This is a genomic window from Streptomyces sp. Isolate_45, from assembly GCF_024721315.2.
In the GTDB taxonomy this organism is placed as follows: Bacteria; Actinomycetota; Actinomycetes; order Streptomycetales; family Streptomycetaceae; genus Streptomyces.
Window position 1 is genome coordinate 14,637 of the sequence record NZ_JANFAK020000010.1, and the last position, 17,212, is coordinate 31,848.

At 72.4% G+C, this 17,212-nt stretch carries 17 protein-coding genes; 8 read left to right on the forward strand and 9 right to left on the reverse strand.

All coding sequences use genetic code 11. The features are described 5' to 3' along the window. Positions 1–69: 69 nt before the first annotated feature. Entirely contained in the window at positions 70–1,134 is a 1,065-nt protein-coding gene (gene cobT, locus NOD94_RS05650) for a nicotinate-nucleotide--dimethylbenzimidazole phosphoribosyltransferase (RefSeq protein ID WP_281204585.1), read from the reverse strand. Between the two features lie 106 nt (positions 1,135–1,240). Then, the gene (locus NOD94_RS05655) at positions 1,241–2,446 is read right to left on the reverse strand and encodes a bifunctional adenosylcobinamide kinase/adenosylcobinamide-phosphate guanylyltransferase (protein WP_281204586.1); all 1,206 of its coding nucleotides are present in this window, start codon (positions 2,444–2,446) and stop codon (positions 1,241–1,243) included. A 94-nt stretch (positions 2,447–2,540) separates the two neighbouring features. Here NOD94_RS05655 and NOD94_RS05660 point away from each other — a divergent pair, with 94 nt between their 5' ends. Beyond that, complete coding sequence (locus NOD94_RS05660) at positions 2,541–2,753, forward strand: hypothetical protein (protein ID WP_281204588.1); 213 nt, start codon at positions 2,541–2,543, stop codon at positions 2,751–2,753. Positions 2,754–2,813: 60 nt separating this feature from the next. Here NOD94_RS05660 and NOD94_RS05665 read toward each other — a convergent pair whose 3' ends face one another. Continuing rightward, positions 2,814–3,566 (reverse strand): class I SAM-dependent methyltransferase, encoded by a 753-nt coding sequence (locus tag NOD94_RS05665; RefSeq protein WP_281204663.1) that lies wholly within the window; start codon positions 3,564–3,566, stop codon positions 2,814–2,816. A 65-nt stretch (positions 3,567–3,631) separates the two neighbouring features. Further along, positions 3,632–4,240 carry a DUF3043 domain-containing protein gene (locus NOD94_RS05670; protein WP_281204589.1) on the reverse strand — a complete coding sequence of 203 codons (609 nt, stop codon included), beginning with the start codon at positions 4,238–4,240 and terminating at the stop codon, positions 3,632–3,634. Positions 4,241–4,522: 282 nt separating this feature from the next. On the opposite strand from NOD94_RS05670, the gene NOD94_RS05675 reads away from it, so the two are divergent. Together NOD94_RS05675 and NOD94_RS05680 are read left to right on the forward strand one after the other, a co-directional pair. Continuing rightward, positions 4,523–5,317, forward strand: coding sequence for a PspA/IM30 family protein (locus tag NOD94_RS05675; RefSeq protein ID WP_281204590.1), 795 nt, complete (start codon positions 4,523–4,525; stop codon positions 5,315–5,317). A gap of 13 nt (positions 5,318–5,330) precedes the next feature. Then, entirely contained in the window at positions 5,331–5,609 is a 279-nt protein-coding gene (locus tag NOD94_RS05680; RefSeq protein WP_281204591.1) for a hypothetical protein, read from the forward strand. Between the two features lie 117 nt (positions 5,610–5,726). On the opposite strand, the gene NOD94_RS05685 is transcribed toward NOD94_RS05680, so the two are convergent. Beyond that, positions 5,727–6,500 (reverse strand): hypothetical protein, encoded by a 774-nt coding sequence (locus NOD94_RS05685; protein ID WP_281204592.1) that lies wholly within the window; start codon positions 6,498–6,500, stop codon positions 5,727–5,729. 85 nt (positions 6,501–6,585) lie between these two features. On the opposite strand from NOD94_RS05685, the gene NOD94_RS05690 reads away from it, so the two are divergent. From NOD94_RS05690 to NOD94_RS05700, 3 genes are all read left to right on the forward strand, one after another. Beyond that, a complete protein-coding gene (locus NOD94_RS05690; RefSeq protein ID WP_281204593.1) occupies positions 6,586–7,407 on the forward strand; it encodes an adenosylcobinamide-GDP ribazoletransferase in 822 nt (273 codons plus the stop codon). Positions 7,408–7,464: 57 nt separating this feature from the next. Beyond that, the gene (locus NOD94_RS05695) at positions 7,465–8,184 is read left to right on the forward strand and encodes a response regulator transcription factor (RefSeq protein WP_281204594.1); all 720 of its coding nucleotides are present in this window, start codon (positions 7,465–7,467) and stop codon (positions 8,182–8,184) included. Positions 8,185–8,352: 168 nt separating this feature from the next. Then, on the forward strand, positions 8,353–11,475 hold the full coding sequence (locus NOD94_RS05700) for an efflux RND transporter permease subunit (protein WP_281204595.1): 3,123 nt from the start codon (positions 8,353–8,355) through the stop codon (positions 11,473–11,475). A 52-nt stretch (positions 11,476–11,527) separates the two neighbouring features. Here the strand turns inward: NOD94_RS05700 and NOD94_RS05705 are convergent, their stop codons facing one another. After that, entirely contained in the window at positions 11,528–12,166 is a 639-nt protein-coding gene (locus NOD94_RS05705; protein WP_281204596.1) for a hypothetical protein, read from the reverse strand. A 126-nt stretch (positions 12,167–12,292) separates the two neighbouring features. After that, positions 12,293–13,480: a quinolinate synthase NadA gene (gene nadA, locus NOD94_RS05710; RefSeq protein WP_281204597.1), complete on the reverse strand. Its 1,188-nt coding sequence runs from the start codon at positions 13,478–13,480 to the stop codon at positions 12,293–12,295. Between the two features lie 313 nt (positions 13,481–13,793). Between nadA and erpA the strand changes: the two genes are divergently transcribed. After that, positions 13,794–14,150: an iron-sulfur cluster insertion protein ErpA gene (erpA, locus tag NOD94_RS05715; protein WP_008738845.1), complete on the forward strand. Its 357-nt coding sequence runs from the start codon at positions 13,794–13,796 to the stop codon at positions 14,148–14,150. A gap of 106 nt (positions 14,151–14,256) precedes the next feature. Here the strand turns inward: erpA and NOD94_RS05720 are convergent, their stop codons facing one another. Beyond that, complete coding sequence (locus tag NOD94_RS05720; RefSeq protein ID WP_281204598.1) at positions 14,257–15,726, reverse strand: hypothetical protein; 1,470 nt, start codon at positions 15,724–15,726, stop codon at positions 14,257–14,259. A gap of 94 nt (positions 15,727–15,820) precedes the next feature. Beyond that, positions 15,821–16,036 (reverse strand): hypothetical protein, encoded by a 216-nt coding sequence (locus NOD94_RS05725; protein WP_281204599.1) that lies wholly within the window; start codon positions 16,034–16,036, stop codon positions 15,821–15,823. Between the two features lie 132 nt (positions 16,037–16,168). Between NOD94_RS05725 and NOD94_RS05730 the strand changes: the two genes are divergently transcribed. Beyond that, positions 16,169–17,146 carry a carbohydrate kinase family protein gene (locus NOD94_RS05730; protein WP_281204600.1) on the forward strand — a complete coding sequence of 326 codons (978 nt, stop codon included), beginning with the start codon at positions 16,169–16,171 and terminating at the stop codon, positions 17,144–17,146. Positions 17,147–17,212: the final 66 nt, after the last annotated feature.

Consider the following 17,212-nt stretch of genomic DNA (forward strand, 5'->3'; position numbering starts at 1 on the left):
ATATGGGGCATCGCAGTCCACAGGCGCCGCGGGCGCCGCGGACAGGTCAGGTCCGCGGTGCCCGTCGCCTCAGTCCACCGGCGCTTCCACGGCCCGCTCCGGGAGGTCCGCCGCGAGCGCGGCTGCCGCCTGGACCAGGGGGAGCGCCAGCAATGCCCCGGTTCCTTCTCCCACTGTGACGCCGTGGTCGAGCACAGGGTTGAGTGCCATTCGATCGAGTGCCTTCGCCTGGCCCGGTTCGCCGCCGGCCTGACCCGCCAACCACCAGTCGGGAGCGCGGAACGCGGCCCGCTGGGCCACCAGTCCGCACGCCGCCGAAACGACCCCGTCGAGGATGACCGGCGTACGGCGCACCGCGCACTGGAGGAGGAAACCGGTGATCGCGGCGACGTCCGCACCGCCGACCGCCGCCAGCAGGGCCACCTGATCGCCGAGGACCGGACGGGCCCGGCGCAGCGCGTCACGGATCGCCGCGCACTTGCGCATCCAGGTCAGGTCGTCGATCGCGACCCCGCCGCGGCCGGTGACCACGGAGGCGTCGGTGCCGCAGAGCGCGGCGACGAGGGTGGCGGCCACCGTGGTGCCGCCCACGCTCAGGTCCCCGAGGACGACCAGGTCCGTACCGGAGTCGGCCTCCTCGTCGGCGATGCGGATGCCGAGCGCCAGGGCGGCCCGCGCCTCCTCGACCGTCAGGGCGTCCTCCCGGTCGATCCGCCCGCTGCCGCGCCGGACGCGGTGGCGCACCACGTCCTCGGGCAGCAGCTCCGGATCGCAGTCCAGGCCCGCGTCCACGATCCGTACGCCGGCACCGAAGCGGCCGGCCAGGATGGACACCGGGCTGTTCCCGTCGAGGACGGAGCGGACCAGTTCGTGGGCGGTGCCGGCGGCCCGGGCGGAGACGCCCTCGGCGGCGATCCCGTGGTCGGCGGCGAACAGCACGACGCGCGGCCGCTCCACGGGCCGGACCGGGACCCGGCCCTGCGCCGCGGCCAGCCACTCGGCGAGGTCGTCGAGCCGGCCCAGCGCGCCGGGCGGCACCGCCAGTCGCTCACGGCGCTCCTCGGCGTCACGCCGGACGCCCCCGTCGGGGCGCTCGATCAGATCGGAGAAGTCGTCGAGATTCAGCGTGGTCATCTGCCAGAGCGTACAGCCGGTGAGGCCCTGCCCAAGCCCCCTGCGCGCGGGGTCGGCGAGCCCGTCCGGGGCCGCTCCGGCCCGGTCCGAGACCGGGAGCGGCGCCCTACTCCTTGAGCACCGCCACCTGCCCCGCGACGACGAGCAGCACGTGCTCGCACTCCCCGGCCACCGCGTTGTTCAGCCGCCCCAACTCGTCCCGGAAACGGCGCCCCGACGCCGTCGCCGGCACCACCCCCGAACCCACCTCGTTGCTGACCAGCACCACCGGGCGGCGGGTCGCGCGGACGGCCACCACCAGATCGGCGACCCGCTCGCGCAGCCGCTTCTGCCCGTCGGTCGCCCACACCGCGTCGTCCCAGGCCCCGACCCGGTCCATGGCGTCGGTGAGCCACAGCGCCAGGCAGTCGATCAGCAGGGCGGGCCCGGCCGCCTCCAGCAGGGGGACGAGTTCGCAGGTCTCCGCCGTCCGCCAGCTCGCCGGCCGCCGCTCCCGGTGCAGACCGACCCGCTGGGCCCATTCCGAATCGCCGTCGCGGATACCGCCCGTGGCCACGTAGACCACCTCCGGATAGGCCGCCAGCCGCCGCTCCGCCTCGAAGGACTTGCCCGAGCGGGCCCCGCCCAGCACCAGGGTCCGGCGCGGCACGTCCGGTGCCTCGTGGTAGTCGCCGGCGACGACCGTGGTCCCGTCCGGCACCACCCGCGCACCCGCGGCCGCGCACCGGCGCTCCAGCTCCCGCCCCGGCGGGGTGTCGTGGTCCAGGTGCACGGCGATCACGTCCGTGGCCGGGCCGACCGCGCCGCTCGCCCGCAGCCGTGCCAGCGCCTCGGGCCGGCCCAACACGTCGGCCAGCACCATGTCGTACGCGCGCCGCGCCGTCGTCCCGTCGGTACCGGCCGGCGCCCCGCCCGGCGGCAGGTACAGCAGCCGGCTGCCGTCCGGTCCGGTGACGTCGTAGCCGGTGCCCGGCGCGTCCATCGGAACCGCCCGCACCCGGTGCCCGCTGATCACCGTGACCTCCCGCCCGTCCGGGACCCGCCCGGCGGTCGGCAGCCCCGGCGGGAGCTCGACGGGCGGCCCGTCGTGCGGATGGGTGAGCAGCACCTGCCGTACGCCGGCCAGCGAATGGCCCGCACGGGCCCCGGCCAGCACCGCCCCGGGGGTCAGGTCGAGCAGCAGCGCCCCGTCCACGAGGACGGCGGTCGCGGCGCGGGACCGGGTGCCCACGGAGACCGCGCAGGCGGCGCAGGGACAGCCGGGGCGGGGCAGTCCTTCGGGTGTACCGGTGCCGAGCAGAGTGAGTTCCACACGGAGATCCTCCCGCGTCGCCGGGACTGCTGCGCGCCCGGTTACTCTGCGGGCACACTCAACCTGGAAGAGTGGACGACCAACGGAGGCGGACATGGCGTGGACGTGGCGGTTCGAGACGGCCGAGGGCACCGAGACCACTCCGGCGGTGACACCGGAGGAGTTCACGACTCAGGGGGACGCGGAGTCCTGGATCGGTGAGTACTGGAAGGACCTGCTGGAAGGCGGTACCGAGCAGGTGAAGCTGTCCGACGACACCGGCACCGAGCTGTACACGATGAGCCTGCGCGCGGCTCTCGACGCCTGATCCGGCAGGAGGCGGTCCGCCCCCGGCCCGAGGGCCGGGGGCGGACGCTCCGTGGCCGCGTCAGCCGCGGACCCCGCAGAGGTGGAGCAGCGCGGCCACCGCGCGGTACGGGTCGGTCCGCCCGGCGCGTTCCTCGGCGGCCAGCAGCCGCTCCAGTTCCTCGTCGCGAGGCAGTTCGTTCCCGGCCTCGGTGCCGTCGGTGAAGACCCTTACCCCGTACCAGGTGTGCAGGGGCGCGCCGATCCCGGACAGGGTCGCCGTCAGGCCGGCAAGCCGGTCGGCCCGTACGTCCAGGCCGAGCCGGTTGGTGTAGTCGACGGTGTCGAAGGCGGCCAGCGCGGCCGTCCAGTCGCCGGACTGACCCGGGCGCATGGCGAGCGCGTCGCCGTTGCGCACGAGCAGGGACAGCAGACCGCCCGGGGCCAGCATGCGGGCGAGCCCCGCCAGCATGGCGTCCGGCTCGGCCACGTACATCAGCACGCCGTGGCAGAGCACCACGTCGAAGCTGCCCGGCCCGAAGTGGGCGCCGGTCTCACGGCCGTCGCCCTCCAGCAGCCGGACCCGGTCGCGGATCCCGGCGGGTTCCGCGGCCAGCGCCGCCCGCGCGACCTCCAACATCTCCGGGTCCTGTTCCAGACCGGTGACCTTGTGCCCGGCGCGGGCGAGGCGCAGCGCCTGGGTGCCCTGACCCATGCCGACGTCGAGGACGCGCAGCCGCTGCCCGACCGGGAAGCGGTGCGTGATCTGTTCCTCGACCTGTCGGCCGACGAGTTCCTGGCGGACGGCGTTGCGCAGGCCGCCGAGGCCCTCCAGCCAGAGCCGGGCGCCGCCGGCGAAGCCGCCGCCGGACGCCCCGGCCGGTCCGGGCGTCCCTCCGGTCAGGGCCGTTCCCCGCGCTTGACCTGGGGCTTCGGCAGGCGCAGTCGGCGCATCTGGAGGGTGCGCATCAGGCCGTACGCGACGGCGCCGCGGCGCGGCTCGTCCGGGAAGCGCTCGTTGAGCGCCTTGCGGAGCCGGAACACGAGGCCGACGGAGTCGACGATGATCAGGGCGATCACGCCGAGCCACAGCATCAGGGCGATGTTCTGGATCGACGGCACCCGGACCATGCTCAGCACCAGGATGATCACTGCCAGCGGCAGGAACATCTCGGCGACGGAGAAGCGGGAGTCCACGAAGTCGCGGACGTACCGGCGCACGGGGCCCTTGTCACGGGCGGGCAGGTAGCGCTCGTCGCCACTGGCCAGCGCCTCGCGCTGCTTGGCCATCTCTACGCGACGGCGCTCACGGGCTCGCTTGGCGTCCTCCTTGCGATTGCCGGTCGAGGCCACCACGGCCTTGCGCTGCGACTGGGCCACAGCACGCTTCGGCGTCGGGCGGCCCTTCGGGGCCTGCGGGTCACGGGGCTGCGAGAGGTCGGCGCTCACCTTGTCGGTGGCGGCGGCCTTCTCTTCCTTGGAGGAGCGGCTACCAAACACAAAACCCAAGCCTACGTGGTCGAAGGCACGCACCCCACCCCGGCGGGGAACGATCCGGCAACGGCGGGCGTCTTCCCAGTAGCGGTTCCCCGTGGGCACTCCCGGGTATCCCCGGAGCATCCGGGGTTCTCGGGGATCACCTACTCCTTACGCCTGACACGGTGCGGGCGTAGTCGTCCTGGAGGAGGAGCGCATCCGTACTCGATCAGTGCGGTAATAGAGGCAGGGCCCGTAGTGTGGTCCTGTCGGTGACCTTGAGCGAAGTCCGTCAGAAGGGGGCGCGCGAAGCCCATGAGCGGTGTCATGAAGCGTATGGGGATGATCTTCCGCGCGAAGGCGAACAAGGCCCTTGACCGGGCCGAGGACCCGCGCGAGACCCTTGACTACTCGTACCAGAAGCAGCTGGAACTGCTGCAGAAGGTGCGCCGCGGCGTCGCCGACGTGGCGACCTCCCGCAAGCGCCTGGAACTCCAGCTGAACCAGCTCCAGGGGCAGTCCGCCAAGCTGGAGGACCAGGGCCGCAAGGCCCTCGCCCTCGGCCGCGAGGACCTGGCCCGCGAGGCCCTGTCCCGCCGGGCCTCGCTCCAGCAGCAGGTCAGCGACCTGGAGGTGCAGCACCAGACCCTCCAGGGCGAGGAGGAGAAGCTGACCCTCGCCGCACAGCGCCTCCAGGCCAAGGTGGACGCCTTCCGCACCAAGAAGGAGACCATCAAGGCCACGTACACCGCGGCCCAGGCGCAGACCCGGATCGCCGAGTCCTTCTCCGGCATCTCGGAGGAGATGAGCGACGTCGGCCTGGCGATCCAGCGGGCCGAGGACAAGACCGCCCAGCTCCAGGCCCGGGCCGGGGCGATCGACGAGCTGCTGGCCTCCGGCGCGCTGGACGACCGCAGCGGCCTCGGCTCCAAGGACGACATCCAGGCCGAACTGGACCGCCTCGCCGGCGGTAGCGACGTCGAGCTGGAACTGCAGCGGATGAAGGCCGAGCTGGCGGGCGGCCCGTCGGCCCAGCAGCCGGCCATCGAGGGCGGCGCCCCCGGCGAAGGCCGGCCGTCGCAGACCAAGCACCGGTTCGACAAGCAGTAGGACGGGGCCCGTCATGATTGTCCGCATCATGGGGGAAGGTCAGGTGGAGATGGCAGACAGCCACTTCACCGAGCTCAACAAGCTGGACGACGAACTGCTCGCCGAGATGGAGCGCGGTGACGAGGAGGGGTTCCGGCGCACGCTGGGCGCCCTGCTCGAAGCCGTGCGGCGGCTCGGCGAGCCGCTCCCGGACGACGCGCTGGAGCCGTCCGAGCTGATCCTGCCCGGACCGGGCGCCACGCTCGACGATGTCAAGGCCATGCTGAGGGACGACGGCCTGATCCCGGGCTGACCGCGCGCCCGACCGGCTCGGATCGTACGTGAGCGGGAAACCGACACGTGGAGGGCCCGCCCCCCGTCCCGGGGGGCGGGCCCTCCACGTACGCGCGCCCGCTCGGTGCGCCCCCGGTCACTCGGGTCGCTCCGGTTTCTCCAGGACCGTCCGGTCCGGGTCCGGGGTTCCGCCGATGAAGTTCTCGAACCGGCGGCGCGGGTGCGCCCAGCGCCGGTCGTGGTGGAAGGCGCGCAGCCCGGCCCTGGCCCGGGCGCGCGGTCGGTTCACGTAGAACCTCTTGGCGTACGGGGAACCGGGCCGGGCCAGCCGTACCGCGCCGATCAGCGCGACGAAGGGGACCACCAGGCCGAAGATCGCGGTGCGGGCCTTGCCCTTCCACAGGGCGATCAGGGTGAGGAAGAAGTTCGTGGCGGTGTTCATGACCACCAGGCCGCGGTTCTGCCGCTCGTCCGGGGTCAGTTCGTTGACCCCGAACGGCAGGAAGCCGCCCAGCACCAGAGCCACCAGCGCCGCCGTGACCACCACGACCTCGACGCTCTTGCGGCCCTGCTCGCTCCAGTACACGTCGTCGAGGTGCAGGATCAGCGCGAACTCGTCCAGGACCAGGCCCGCGCCGAGCCCGAAGAGCACCGCGGACAGGGCCGCCCCGAAGCCGTACCGGCCGCTGCCGACCGCACCGAACCCCCCGACGATCACAAGGATCACGCCCGGGACCACGTGGTGGACGTGGACGCCGCCCGGAGTGATGTTCTTGAAGGGCCCCCTGCCCGCGCGGATCAGCCGCGTGATCACCCGGGTGACGAGGAACGAGGTCACGAAGGACAGCAGGGCGAGCAGCAGCGGGAGCTTCCCCGGTTCGACGATGTTGCGGTACCACCAGTGACCCATCGCACCAGCTCTCTGTGTGGCGGCTCCCGATTTGGCACGTAATACGCAATTTACCGCCCGCTCCGAGCGGGTAGCGTTCCCGCCGATGAAAGATTCGTTCGACGATCCGCCCCCCGTGCCGCCCTCCGAGCGTGCCTCGCTGCCCGACGGGCTCCGCTTCGCGTTCGGCACGCTGACCGTGCTGCCCGCGCGCATCACCCGCTGGGACCGGCCGGCCGCCCGTACCGGCATGGCCTGCGCCCCCGTCGCCGGCCTCGCCGTCGGACTGCTCGCCGCCGTGCCCGGCGTCCTCCTGTTGCTCCTCGGCGGCGGCCCGCTGCTCGCCGCCGCGGTCACCGTCGCCGTACCGGCCGCGCTGACCCGGGGGCTGCACCTCGACGGCCTCGCCGACACGGCCGACGGACTGGGCAGCGCCAAGCCCGCCGACGCCGCCCTGCGGATCATGAAGCAGTCCGACATCGGCCCCTTCGGGGTCATCGCCCTGCTGATCGTCCTCCTCGTGCAGACGGCCGCCCTGGCCGACGTGTACGCCGACAGCTGGGTGCGGGGCGCGCTCGCCGTCGTGGCCGCCGCCGTCGTGGCCCGGCTCGCGATGACCCTGGCCTCCCGAGAAGGGGTCCCCGCCGCCCGGCCCGAGGGACTCGGCGCGGCCGTCGCGGGCGTCGTCCCGAACCGCGCGGCCGTGGCGGTGACCGGCCTGGTCACGGCCGCCGCCGCGCTGGCCGCCCTCCCGCTCGGCCTGCCCACGGCCCTCCAGTACGCGGCGTCGGTCCTGGCGGCCCTGGTCGCCGCCGAGATGCTGCTGCGCCGCTGCGTCCGCCGCTTCGGCGGCGTCACCGGCGACGTCTTCGGGGCCCTCTGCGAGGTCGCCGCGACCACCGCCCTGGTGCTCCTCGCCCTCGGCTGAGGCCGGCCGCCGCACCCGTCCCGCCGGTCACGCTGCGCCGCCGCGTACTCTCGGGGCGTGGACGAGACCGTGGACCAGACCCAGGACGGCGGACCCATCCGGGTGCTGCTCGCCGACGACCAGGCGCTGCTGCGCAGCGCGTTCAAGGTGCTCGTCGACTCCGAGCCCGACATGCTCGTCGTCGGGGAGGCCTCCGACGGAGCCCAGGCGTACGCCCTCGCCGGCGAACGGCGGGCCGACGTCGTCCTGATGGACATCCGGATGCCCGGCACCGACGGCCTCGCCGCCACCCGCATGATCAGCGCGGACCCGGAACTCGCGGGGGTCCGCGTCGTCATGCTGACCACCTTCGAGGTCGACGAGTACGTCGCCGCCGCCCTGCGCGCCGGCGCCTCAGGTTTCCTCGGCAAGGGCGCCGAGCCCGACGAGCTCCTCAACGCCATCCGCGTCGCCGCCGCCGGCGAGGCCCTGCTGTCCCCGGCCGCCACCAAGGGGCTGATCGCGAGCTTCCTCGCCCAGGGCGGCCACGCCGACGCGCCCGCCGCCGGCTCCGCGCACGCCGAACGGCTCGCCACCCTGACCGGCCGCGAGCGCGAGGTCCTCGTCCACGTTGCCGCGGGCCTGTCCAACGACGGCATCGCCGCCCGCCTGGAGGTCAGCCCGCTGACCGTCAAGACCCACGTCAACCGGGCCATGGCCAAGCTCGGCGCCCGGGACCGGGCACAACTGGTGGTCGTGGCCTACGAATCGGGCCTGGTGCGGCCGCGCGCCGAATGATCCGCGGGGTCGCGCAGTAGGACGGAGTACTGCAAGCGCGGTATGCCGCGCATAAGGACGGGACCTGGGGGCGACGCAGCCGGGTGCCGGCGTGCGGAAGTCTGGGGGTCGCCTCGCGTGTGCCCGACGGCATGCCCTCGTATACGTCACTGCAGAGAGATCCCATCCATGTCCTGGCTGTCCCGATTCAGCCTTGCCCAGAGAGCGCTGGTCGGCCTCGTGTCGATCGTCGCGCTCCTCTTCGGCGCCATAGCCATTCCTCAGCTCAAGCAGCAGCTGCTGCCCTCCATCGAACTGCCCATGGTCTCCGTGCTCGCGCCGTACCAGGGCGCCTCGCCGGACGTCGTCGAGAAGCAGGTCGTCGAGCCGATCGAGGCCACCCTCAAGGGCGTCGACGGCATCACCGGCATCACCTCCACCGCGAGCGAGGGCAACGCCCTCATCCGCGCCACCTTCGACTACGGCGACAGCGGCACCAAGCAGCTCGTCGCCGACGTCCAGCAGGCCGTCAACCGGGCCCGCGTCCGGCTGCCCGCCGACGTGGACCCGCAGGTCGTGGCCGGTTCCACCGACGACATCCCGACCGTGATCCTCGCCGTCACCTCCGACAAGGACCAGCAGGCCCTCGCCGACCAGCTGGAGCGCTCCGTCGTCCCCGTCCTGGAGGACATCGACGGCGTCGGCCAGGTCAGCATCGACGGCGTCCGGGACCTCCAGGTCACCGTCACCCCCGACGACGCCAAGCTCGCGGCCGCCGGCCTGGACGGCGCCTCCCTCGCCAAGGGCCTCCAGGCGGGCGGCGCCGCCGTCCCCGCCGGCTCCTTCGACGAGGAGGGCAAGAACCGCACCGTCCGCGTCGGCGCCGGCTACACCTCGCTCGCCCAGGTCGAGGACCTGCGGCTGAGCCCCGCCGCCGGCAAGCCCGCCGTCCGCCTCGGTGACGTCGCCACCGTGAAGCAGGAGCCGGCCGCGGCCGACTCCATCACCCGCACCAACGGCAAGCCCAGCCTCGCCGTCGTCATGACGATGGACAAGGACGGCAGCGCCGTCGCCATCTCGGACGCCGTCAAGGACAAGCTGCCCGAGCTGCGTTCCACCCTCGGCTCCGGCGCCGACCTGACCGTGGTCAGTGACCAGGGTCCGGCCGTCGCCAAGTCGATCTCCAGCCTCACCACCGAGGGCCTGCTCGGCCTGGTCTTCGCGGTGATCGTGATCCTGGTCTTCCTGGCGTCGCTGCGCTCGACCCTGGTCACCGCGGTCTCCATCCCGCTGTCCGTGGTCCTCGCCCTGATCGTGCTGTGGACCCGCGACCTGTCGCTGAACATGCTCACGCTCGGCGCGCTCACCATCGCCATCGGCCGGGTCGTCGACGACTCGATCGTGGTCCTGGAGAACATCAAGCGCCACCTCGGCTACGGCGAGGAGCGCGAGGCGGCGATCATCACCGCGGTCAAGGAGGTGGCCGGCGCGGTCACCTCCTCCACGCTCACCACCGTCGCCGTCTTCCTGCCCATCGGCCTGACCGGCGGCATGATCGGCGAACTCTTCGGTTCGTTCTCCCTGACCGTCACCGCGGCCCTGCTGGCCTCGCTGCTCGTGTCGCTGACGGTCGTCCCGGTGCTGTCGTACTGGTTCCTGAGCGCGCCGAAGGGCGTGGTCGCCGGAGACGCGGAGAGCGCCGCCAAGGCCCGCCGCGAAGCCGAGGAGAAGGAGGCGAACAGTCGCCTCCAGCGCTTCTACGTACGAGTCCTGGGCTTCGCCACCCGCCGCCGCCTGACCAGTGTGGCCCTCGCCGTGGTCGTCCTGATCGGCACGTTCGGGATGACCCCGCTGCTGAAGACCAACTTCTTCGACCAGGGCGAGCAGGACGTCCTGACGGTCAAGCAGGAACTGGCCCCCGGCACCTCCCTGTCCGCCGCCGACGAAGCCGGCCGCAAGGTCGAGAAGGTGCTCGGCTCCGTCGAGGGGATCAAGAGTTACCAGGTCACCGTCGGTTCCTCCGGCTTCATGGCCGCCTTCGGCGGCGGTACGGGCTCCAACCAGGCCTCGTACCAGGTGATGCTGAAGGACTCCGGTGACGCGGAGGCCGTCAAGAAGCGCATCGAGGGCGGGCTCGCGAAGCTCGACGGCATCGGCAGCACCCGCATCGCCGCCGGCGACGGCTTCGGCAGCCAGAACCTCAGCGTGGTCGTCAAGGCCGGCGACGCCGCCACCCTCGCGAAGGCCGCCGAGCAGGTCCGCACCGAGGTCGCGGCCCTCAAGGACGTCGAGGACGTCCAGAGCGACCTGGCCCAGTCGGTGCCGCGCATCTCCGTCACCGCCACGCCCAAGGCCGCCGACGCGGGCCTGGACCAGGCGATGCTCGGCGCGGTCGTCGCGCAGGCCGTCCGGGGCAACCCGGCGGGCAAGGCCGTACTGGACGACACCGAGCGGGACATCGTCATCCGCTCCGCCCGCCCGGCCACCACCCTGGCCGAGCTCCAGGCCCTCCGGGTCGGTCCGGTCAAGCTCGGTGACATCGCCGAGGTCAAGGTCGTCCCCGGCCCGGTCGCGATGACCCGGATCGACGGCGCCCGCGCCGCCACCATCACCGCCCGGCCCGTCGGCGAGAACACCGGAGCCGTCAGCTCCACCCTCCAGACGAAGATCAAGGCCTTGGACCTGCCCGCCGGGGCCTCGGCCTCCATCGGCGGCGTCTCCGAGGACCAGGACGAGGCCTTCGGATCGCTCGGCCTGGCCATGCTCGCGGCCATCGCGATCGTCTTCATGCTGCTGGTCGCGACCTTCCGCTCGCTGGTCCAGCCGCTGATCCTGCTGGTCTCCATCCCCTTCGCGGCCACCGGCGCGCTCGGCCTGCTGATCCTCACCGGCACCCCCATGGGCGTCCCGGCGATGATCGGCATGCTGATGCTCATCGGCATCGTGGTGACCAACGCGATCGTCCTGATCGACCTGGTCAACCAGTACCGCGCCCAGGGCCTCGGCGTCGTCGAGGCGGTCGTCGAGGGCGGCCGGCACCGGCTCCGCCCGATCCTGATGACCGCCCTGGCGACGATCTTCGCGCTGCTCCCGATGGCGCTCGGCGTCACCGGCGAGGGCGGCTTCATCTCGCAGCCGCTCGCGGTGGTGGTCATCGGCGGTCTGGTCAGCTCCACCCTGCTGACGCTGCTGCTGGTGCCGACCCTCTACACGATGGTCGAGCTCCGCAAGGAGCGCCGCCGCGCGAAGAAGGCGGCCCGCCGCACGCCCGTCCCGGCGCAGCCGGACACGCAGGAGCCGGTCAAGGTCTGACCCGGCAGGCTCCCGGGGGCCCCGGACACCGCACACCGCGGCGTCCGGGGCCTCACTCGTACCAGTGGAAACAGCCACCCCCGCGGCGCCCCGGAACGTCCGAGCGGAACTCGTACCAACCGTTGTTGGCCGTCAACACCGTGACGTCCTGGGGGCTCAGTACGAGGCAGAAGGGCCGCTCGATGGGGGCGCGCGTACTCGCCCGGTGGACGGTCAGGGTTCCGTCGAAGTGGCCCGGTGCGAGTTTCCAGGTGTGGGTGGTGAACTGCATGACGGGCTGCTTGGGCTCGGTTTGCGCGACGATGAACGGGGCGGGGTCCGCGACGAACTCGTAGTGCATGCTGGTCTTGTCCAGGACCTTGGCGGTGCGGTTGATCCACCAGCTGACGTTCTGCTTCCAGTAGAACTCCGGCTCCGTACCCGCCGCCCGCGGCCGCAGACGAAGCCGGACGGTGGTGACCATCTCCACGTCCTCGGTGTCGAACCGGGTGGCCACCGTCGGTTGGACGAACACGGACACGGATTCTCCCCAGCGTTCCATCTTCAGGGACAGCGGAAGGCTGACGATGGTCTGCGGGTCCTCCTGCAGCTGCGAGAAGTTGTAGCCCGAGAAGACCAGCGCGACCACCGAGGCGATGCTCGCGACCCAGGTGTGCCCCGTGCGGAGCTGCTGCCTCACGAGATCGCCCATGGCCCCCAGCCTGAGCCCGGCCGGCTGCCGCCGCCCGCCCGCCTGGGCCGCATGGAGGAGGTCGAACGCCGCAAGGGGCGCCCCGAGGGGGCGCCCCTTGCGTACGTCGTGCCGGCGGCCGGGCCGTTACGGCAGGGCCAGCATCCGCTCCAGGGCGAGCTTGGCGAAGCTCTCCGTCTCCTTGTCGACCCGGATCTGGTTGACGAGGTTGCCCTCGGCCAGGGACTCCAGGGTCCACACCAGGTGGGGGAGGTCGATGCGGTTCATCGTCGAGCAGAAGCAGACCGTCTTGTCGAGGAAGACGACCTCCTTGTCCTCCGCGGCGAAACGGTTCGCCAGGCGCCGGACCAGGTTCAGCTCGGTACCGATGGCCCACTTGGAACCGGCCGGGGCCGCCTCCAGCGCCTTGATGATGTACTCGGTCGACCCGACGTAGTCCGCGGCCGCCACGACCTCGTGCTTGCACTCGGGGTGCACCAGGACGTTCACGCCGGGGATGCGGGCGCGCACGTCGTTGACGGAGTCCACCGAGAACCGGCCGTGGACCGAGCAGTGACCGCGCCACAGGATCATCTTGGCGTCGCGCAACTGCTCGACGGTCAGGCCGCCGTTCGGCTTGTGCGGGTTGTAGAGCACGCAGTCGTCGAGGGACATGCCCATGTCGCGGACGGCGGTGTTGCGGCCCAGGTGCTGGTCCGGCAGGAAGAGGATCTTCTCACCCTGCTCGAACGCCCAGTCCAGGGCCTTCTTCGCGTTGGACGACGTACAGATCGTGCCGCCGTGCTTGCCGGTGAACGCCTTGATGTCGGCGGAGGAGTTCATGTACGAGACGGGGACGGTGACGTCGGCGATGCCCGCGTCCGTCAGGACGTCCCAGCACTCCGCGACCTGCTCGGCGGTGGCCATGTCGGCCATCGAACAGCCCGCCGCGAGGTCCGGCAGGACGACCTTCTGGTCGTCGGAGGTCAGGATGTCCGCCGACTCCGCCATGAAGTGGACGCCGCAGAAGACGATGTACTCGGCCTCCGGCTTGGCGGCGGCGTCCTTGGCCAGCTTGAAGGAGTCACCGGTGACGTCGGCGAACTCGATGACCTCGTCCCGCTGGTAGTGGTGGCCGAGGATGAACACCTTGTCCCCGAGCTTCTCCTTGGCCGCGCGGGCGCGCGCCACGAGGTTCGGGTCCGACGGGGACGGCAGGTCGCCGGGGCACTCCACCCCGCGCTCGCTCTTGGGGTCGGCCTCGCGGCCGAGCAGCAGCAGGGCAAGGGGCGTCGGCTGGACGTCCAAGGGCTGGGCGGTGGTCACGACACGCACCCTTTCTGTTCTGCGACTGGGAACTTCGTTGCGACTTCTCGTCTATTTGACGTTATCTATCATAACCGCTTCACGTCACTTTGACGATGCCGATAGTGTCGATGTGACGCATTCGCCCGGGCCGGCCGGCCCCGCCGCCGGTTCCGTTCGCCGGGTCCGCCCACCCGCCCGCGTGGGTGTGCGAGCATGAATGTCTGAAACAAGAAGCAGGACCCGGAATGAATCCGCGGTCCCGCTGGTTGCCACCGACGGCAAGAGTCCGACGTTTCCCCAGCCTCCGGCGGGGAGCCGCCCACTTCGGGAGTGAATGCAGATGTCCGTACAGGACGACAAGACCACTGTGAGCGACGGCATCCTCCTGTCCGACGCCGCCGCCGAAAAGGTCAGGACCCTGCTGGAGCAGGAAGGCCGCGAGGACCTGGCGCTGCGCGTCGCCGTCCAGCCCGGTGGCTGCTCCGGCCTGCGCTACCAGCTCTTCTTCGACGAGCGCTCCCTCGACGGTGACGTCGTCAAGGACTTCGACGGGGTCAAGGTCGTCACCGACCGGATGAGCTCCCCGTACCTGCACGGCGCCTCGATCGACTTCGTCGACACCATCGAGAAGCAGGGCTTCACCATCGACAACCCGAACGCCACCGGCTCCTGCGCCTGCGGCGACTCGTTCAGCTAGTCCGGCCGCGCCGGCGGCACGTCCGCCGGCACAGCCGACGAGGGCCCGGGCCCCGGTCGAATCCGACCGGGGCCCGGGCCCTCGTGCGTTGCGTGCTTCCGAGCCGCTACTGGCGGGGGAGCGGCTTGCCCGTCGTCGCGTCGACCACCTTGCGGTCCCCGAGCGGCTGCTTGAGCGTCACCGTCTCGGACATCTCCTGCGCGATCATGATGCAGGCCCCGCCCGGCTTGTTCGGGGTGTCGGTGATCTTCACCAGCACCGAGGTGCCTTCCTCCCGCGCCTCCACGGCGTAGGTGCTGCACGCCCCGCCCCAGAAGTTCACCGTCAGCTTCCGGTCGGCCTCGGCGTACGAGAACCCGGGCACGGTACGTCCCTGCGGCGGCACCGGAGTCCCGCCGCCCTCGGCTGCCGCCGGCTCCACCACGGTGTGGCCCGCCCCGCCGGACCTGCCCGCCACCTCGAACAGCCAGGCCGGCACCAGGCCCCGACCGCCGTCGACCGTCCCCGGCGCCAGACCGAGCACGGCTCCCCGTACGGACTCGGTCCGCGGCGGCTTCATCGGACGCGGCTCCGGGTTGCACGGAACGGTGTCCGTGGCCCCCACGGGCGTGTCCGGGGTCAGCGGCACCGAGGTCGCGCAGCCGCTCGGGTTCGGGGCGGTCCCGTCGCCGGTGTTGCGGGCGTTGAGGCGGGCCAGCGCCTCGACCGCGCCGACCACGGGCTGCTCCCCGGACCGGACCGGGGCCTTCAGCTCGCCGCTGCCCGCCACCACCCGGGAGTCCGCCCCCACGCTCACCTTGCTGGACCAGCCCTGGGTCGCCAGCCCGCCCACCACCGGGTCGGCGCTCACCACCCGGACCGAGCCCTGGACGAGCCGGGCGTCCACCTTGGCGTCGCCCTGGCCCACTGCCGCGAGCACCGGAGCCGCCGCCCCCTTGGCGGCCTCCTCGGAGACCGGCTTGCCCGCGGCGTCGCCCGGCGCGACGGGGGAGTCCGCGCCGCCCTGCGGCAGGGTCGCCGGGCCGCAGGTGTCCTTGCCGCGCACGCAGTCGTCGCCCGCGCCGTTGCCCGTGCCGTCACCCTTGCCGGGGACGCCCTGGAAGCGGGAGAAGCTCCAGGTGCCCGGCGCCTTGCGGGTCACCGTCAGCCGGGGGCCCGTGCCGTCGGCCGTCTCGCCCGCGTGCCAGACATCGCCGTCGAGCCGGGGAGCGCCCTCGATCCCGAGGGCCTTCGCGAGCCGGGTCACCTCCTCGGAGGTGACCTCGCCGGACGCCGCGAACGAGGGCGCCGACCCCGGGGCCTCCGGCAGCGGCACGTCGGCCGTGTACGTCACACCGGCGCCGGAGGGGTCCGGCTCCCCGGGGGCGATGCCGGGTCCCGTGGGCGTCGCCGCCTCGCGGGGCGCGGAGGCCGCGCTGTCACCCGTACGGCTGCCACCCGTACCGCCCCCGTGGGCCGTCGAGGCCCAGTAGGCCGTGCCGCCGCCCGCCAGCAGGACGGCGGCCGCGATCGAGCCGATGGCCCAGGAGGGCCGCCGTCGTGTGGCGCTTGATGTGTCGGGTTGTTCGCTGGTCACCGATTCGCTCCTTCGCCTGTCCCGCGGTACGTGATGCGGGTGTGACGTGGCGGTGGCGCAACCGGTTCCCCCGAGATCTTCCCGGTGCCGGGACTCAGTCCCCGTACGCCGCCGTGGAGGCGATCAGGCGGGCCGAGTCCGCCGGAACGCTGATGCCGTGGATCTCGGAAGGCGCCACCCGGACCGGCCGGGGCCCCTCCGGGACCGCCCAGTGCGGAGCCATCCGGGCGCAGTCGCCCAGCAGCCGTGCGAAGCCGGGCCGCGCGTCGGCGGCGTACTCGACGTGCCCGAAGCCATCGGTGTAGGTCATGGGGGCACGTTAAGCACGCCACGGCGAGCGAAGGAAGTCCTACTACGGGGTAGTTTCAGCCGGTCGGCCGCAGGGCCGCGACCGGGTAGTTTTGACTGTCCCCTTGCCGTCCTCCGCAGGAGCGTCCACGCCGTGCGCATCGCAGTCACCGGCTCCATCGCCACCGACCACCTCATGACCTTCCCGGGCCGTTTCGCGGACCAGCTGGTCGCCGACCAGCTCCACACGGTCTCCCTCTCCTTCCTCGTCGACAACCTCGACGTCCGGAGAGGCGGAGTCGGCCCGAACATCTGCTTCGGCATGGGTCAGCTCGGCACCCGCCCGATCCTCGTCGGCGCGGCCGGCTCCGACTTCGACGAGTACCGCGCCTGGCTGGAGCGGCACGGCGTCGACACCGATTCCGTGCGCATCTCCGAGGTGCTGCACACCGCCCGCTTCGTCTGCACCACCGACGCCGACCACAACCAGATCGGCTCCTTCTACACGGGCGCCATGAGCGAGGCCCGCCAGATCGAGCTGAAGGCCGTCGCCGACCGCGTGGGCGGCCTCGACCTCGTCCTCATCGGCGCCGACGACCCCGAGGCGATGCTCCGCCACACGGAGGAGTGCCGCACCCGCGGGATCCCCTTCGCCGCGGACTTCTCGCAGCAGATCGCCCGGATGGACGGCGAGAACATCCGCACCCTGATGGAGGGCGCGACGTACCTCTTCTCGAACGAGTACGAGAAGGGCCTCATCGAGTCGAAGTCGGGCTGGACCGACGAGGAGATCCTCGCCAAGGTCGGCACCCGCGTCACCACCCTCGGCGCGCAGGGCGTGCGCATCGACCGCGTCGGCGAGGAGCCGATCGTCGTCGGCTGCCCCGAGGAGACGGCCAAGGTCGACCCGACCGGCGTCGGCGACGCCTTCCGCGCGGGCTTCCTGACCGGCCTGGGCTGGGGCGTCGGCCTGGAGCGGGCCGCGCAGGTCGGCTGCATGCTGGCCACCCTCGTCATCGAGACCCTCGGCACCCAGGAGTACACCCTGGCGCGGGCGCACTTCATGGAGCGGTTCACCAAGGCGTACGGCGACGCCGCGGCCTCCGAGGTCCGCGCCCACCTCGCGTCCTGACGCGCCGCACCGTCGGGTGACGCACCGCACCACCCGGTGACGGACCCGGCCCGCCCACCCGGCGGG